This window comes from Kineococcus indalonis, assembly GCF_009906395.1.
Taxonomy (GTDB): Bacteria; Actinomycetota; Actinomycetes; order Actinomycetales; family Kineococcaceae; genus Kineococcus; species Kineococcus indalonis.
In genome coordinates this window covers 1-3301 of sequence record NZ_JAAALM010000458.1, presented here as the reverse complement: position 1 = coordinate 3301, position 3301 = coordinate 1, and the positions used below count along the sequence as shown (strand labels likewise).

The window sequence follows — 3301 nt, the reverse complement described above, 5'->3', positions numbered from 1 at the left end:
CAGCCCTTGACGGCTCCGGCCACCATGCCCTTGGTCATGGCGTTCTGCACGAGCAGGAACAGGACGATGACGGGGACGGCGATGAGGCTGGAGCCGGCCATGACGCCGGACCAGTCGGTCTCCTGCACGTTGGAGGAGAAGGTCTGCAGCCACACCGGCAGGGTGAGGCGGTCGCCGGAGGCGAGCATGACGAAGGCGAGGGTGTACTCGTTCCAGGCCACGAGGAAGCCGAAGACGCCGGTGGCGACCAGCCCGGGCCCCAGCAGGGGGAACGTCACGCGGAAGAACGCGCCGACGCGGCCGCAGCCGTCCACCATCGCCGCCTCCTCCAGCTCCACCGGCACCCCGTCCACGAAGCCCTTGAGCATCCAGGCGGTGAACGGCAGCACCAGCCCGACGTAGAGCAGGGACAGGCCGGCGACGGAGTTCAGCAGGCCCCACCCGTCGAGCATGCGGTACTGGGAGATGAACAGCGCCTCGGCGGGGATCATCTGCACCACGAGCACGGCGACGACGACGCCGCGCCGGCCGGCGAAGCGGAACCGGCTCAGGGTGACCGCGGCCAGGGTGGCGGCGACGACGGCGATCAGGACGGCCAGGAGGGTGACGGCCGCGCTGAAGCCCAGGGAGGTCCAGAACACCCGGTCGGACAGGATGCCGGCGAAGGAGTCGAACGTCGGCTGCAGCGGCGCCAGCAGCGGGGGGTTCTGCCGCAGCCGCTCGGCGGGCATGAGCGCGGAGTTGAGCATCCAGTACAGCGGGAAGGCCCACAGGGCCGCGAAGAGCACGGCCAGGAGGTTCCACAGGCGGCGGTGGCGGTTCTTCGCCGAGCGGGCCGAGGGGGCCGGCGCGCGCCGGCCGCGCTGGAGGTGGCCGGGCGTGGTCGTGGTCGTGGTGCTCACAGGTCCCCCTGCTTCATCAGCGTGCGCAGGTAGCGCCAGGTCATGGCCAGCACCAGCACGAGCATGACGGTGGCCAGCGCGGAGGCCATGCCGTAGTCGCCGCCGCCGATGCCGGTCTCGTACACGTAGGTGCCCAGCAGGTTGGTGCGCTCGTTGTTGCCGGCAGCGGCCTGCAGCACCTTGATCTGGGTGAACACCCTCATGTCCCAGATGATCTGCAGCATGAGCAGCAGCAGGACCACGGGGCGCACGATCGGCAGGACGACGTGGCGCAGCCGCTGCCCGCCGCCGGCGCCGTCGATCTCGGCGGCCTCGACGATCGACTCGTCGACCTGGGTGAGCGCGGCGTACACCGACAGCGTCACCAGCGGCACCGACGTCCAGACCACGGCGACGGCGGCGACGAGGAAGAACGTCCACTGGCTGGCCGCCAGCCACGCGTACCCCTGGAACGGCAGCCCGACGGCGCTGAGCAGCCAGTTGACGAACCCGTAGCGCGGCTCGACGAGCCAGGTGTAGACGGTCAGCGCCGCGATGGGCGGCATCGCCCAGGCCAGCACGAGCGCGGACTGCAGCAGCACCCGCGGCACGCGGGAGACCTGCTGCATCAGCACCGCGAAGCCGACGCCGAACGCCATGGTGACGGCGGCGCAGACGGCGCAGAAGGCGATGGAGCGGGCCACCACCACCCAGAAGTAGCCGTCGGTGACCACCTCGGCGTAGTTCTGCAGGCCGACGAACTCCGGTGGCCGCCCGAACTGCTGGGCGAGGCCGAACTCCTGGAACGACATGACGACCTGGCGCACCACCGGGTAGCCCAGCGCCAGGCACACCAGCAGCACCGGCAGGGCCAGCAGGAGGTAGGGCGTCAGGCGGTGCCCGAGGCTGCGCCGTCGCGGGCGCACCGGGGGGGCGGCCGCCGCGCCGCCGGGGGCCGGGGCCCCCGCGGCGAGCTGCGCGCCGAGGCGTTCGGGGGTCAGCTGGTCGGGCACCTGCTCTCCTTCCTCCTGCCGGCCGGGGCCGGTCTCAGCCGTTGAGCTGCTCCTCGAGCGTCGCGTCGGTCTCCTCGGCCACCGTCGCGACGTCCTCGCCGCGCGCGATGCGCACCCAGAAGTCGCGGGGCACGTTGTTGCCGTCCACGACGCCCCACTGCGGGCTGTTGGGGGTCAGCTCGGAGTTCTGCACGACGTCCTGCGAGATGGCCGCGGTGGGGCCGGTCAGCGCCGAGGCGTAGGTGGTGTTGCCGGGGATCCAGCCGGACTCGGCGGCCAGCTTCGTCTGGAAGTCCTCCGAGTAGATGAGCTTCAGCGCCGCCTCGGACAGCTCCTGGTCGTGGTTGTTGGCGGAGATGCCGATGCTGGAGCCGCCGGAGAACGTCTTGCCCAGGGTGCCGGGCTGCAGGCCGGGCAGCGGCATGACGCCGACCTCGCCGGCGTCCCACATCGCCTTGTCGATCTTGCCGACGGCGTAGTTGAGGGAGCTGTAGATGCCGACCTTGCCCTCGTTGAACAGCTCGTAGGCGACCTGGGCGTTCTCGTTGCTGTCCAGGGCGTACCTGGTCGCGCTGCCGTAGAGGTCCTGCACCTCGGTGAGGGCGGCGATCGACTCGGGGGTGGACAGCCGGCCCACCCACTCCTCGCCCTCCTGCTCGGCGTACTGCCCGCCGTAGGTGAACAGCCAGCCCTCGTTGGTGTGCGGGTCGGCGCCGGCCAGGTACATGCCGGAGAAGTCGGGGGTGCCCTCGGGGTTGGCGGCCTGCAGCTTCTTCGCCGCCTCGCCCAGCTCCTCGATGGTGGTGGGCACGGCGATGCCGGCCTGCTGGAACAGGTCGGTGCGGTAGTAGACGACGCGGGCGCCGGCGTAGAACGGCGCGGCGTACAGCTCGCCCTCCCACGAGCCGGCGTCGAGGAAGCTCTGGATGAGGTCGTCGCCGCCGAGGTCGTCCTCGAGGTCGCTGATGTCGGCGAAGGCGCCGACCGAGGAGAAGGTGGCGACCTGGGTGTTGCCGACCTCGACGATGTCGGGGCTCTCGTCCTGGCTGGCCAGGCTGGTCTGCAGCTTCTGCACGATGCCGTTCCACTGCTGCACCTCGACGGTCAGCGTGGAGCCGGGGTTCTGCTCCTCGAACTCGGTCTTGAGCCACTGCTGGGCCGAGTCGGGCACGGAGTCCTTCATGAACCAGACCCGCACGTCCTGGCCGGTGGGCTCGGAGGGCGTGGACGAGGAGGACTCCCCGCCGCAGGCGGTGAGGCCGAGCGTGAGGGCGGCGCCGAGCGCCAGCACCTTCGTGAACCTGCTGGTGGTGTGCTTCACGACGAGTCCTTCCGTGGAGTGCCCGGCCGGCGCGCGGACGGCGGGGCACTCCACGGAAGGACTCGTCGTGAAGCACACCACCAGCA

3 protein-coding genes are annotated in these 3301 nt (G+C 70.9%); all 3 read right to left on the bottom strand.

Annotated elements, in window-relative coordinates; translation table 11 throughout:
* Positions 1 to 902 (bottom strand): carbohydrate ABC transporter permease (locus GTR00_RS17410; protein WP_323132573.1); only part of this gene is annotated, 902 nt, incomplete at its 3' end.
* Positions 899 to 1894 carry a carbohydrate ABC transporter permease gene (locus GTR00_RS17405; protein WP_323132572.1) on the bottom strand — a complete coding sequence of 332 codons (996 nt, stop codon included), beginning with the start codon at positions 1892 to 1894 and terminating at the stop codon, positions 899 to 901. The genes GTR00_RS17410 and GTR00_RS17405, both read right to left, overlap by 4 nt.
* 34 nt (positions 1895 to 1928) lie before the next feature.
* Positions 1929 to 3301 (bottom strand): extracellular solute-binding protein (locus GTR00_RS17400; RefSeq protein ID WP_323132571.1); only part of this gene is annotated, 1373 nt, incomplete at its 5' end.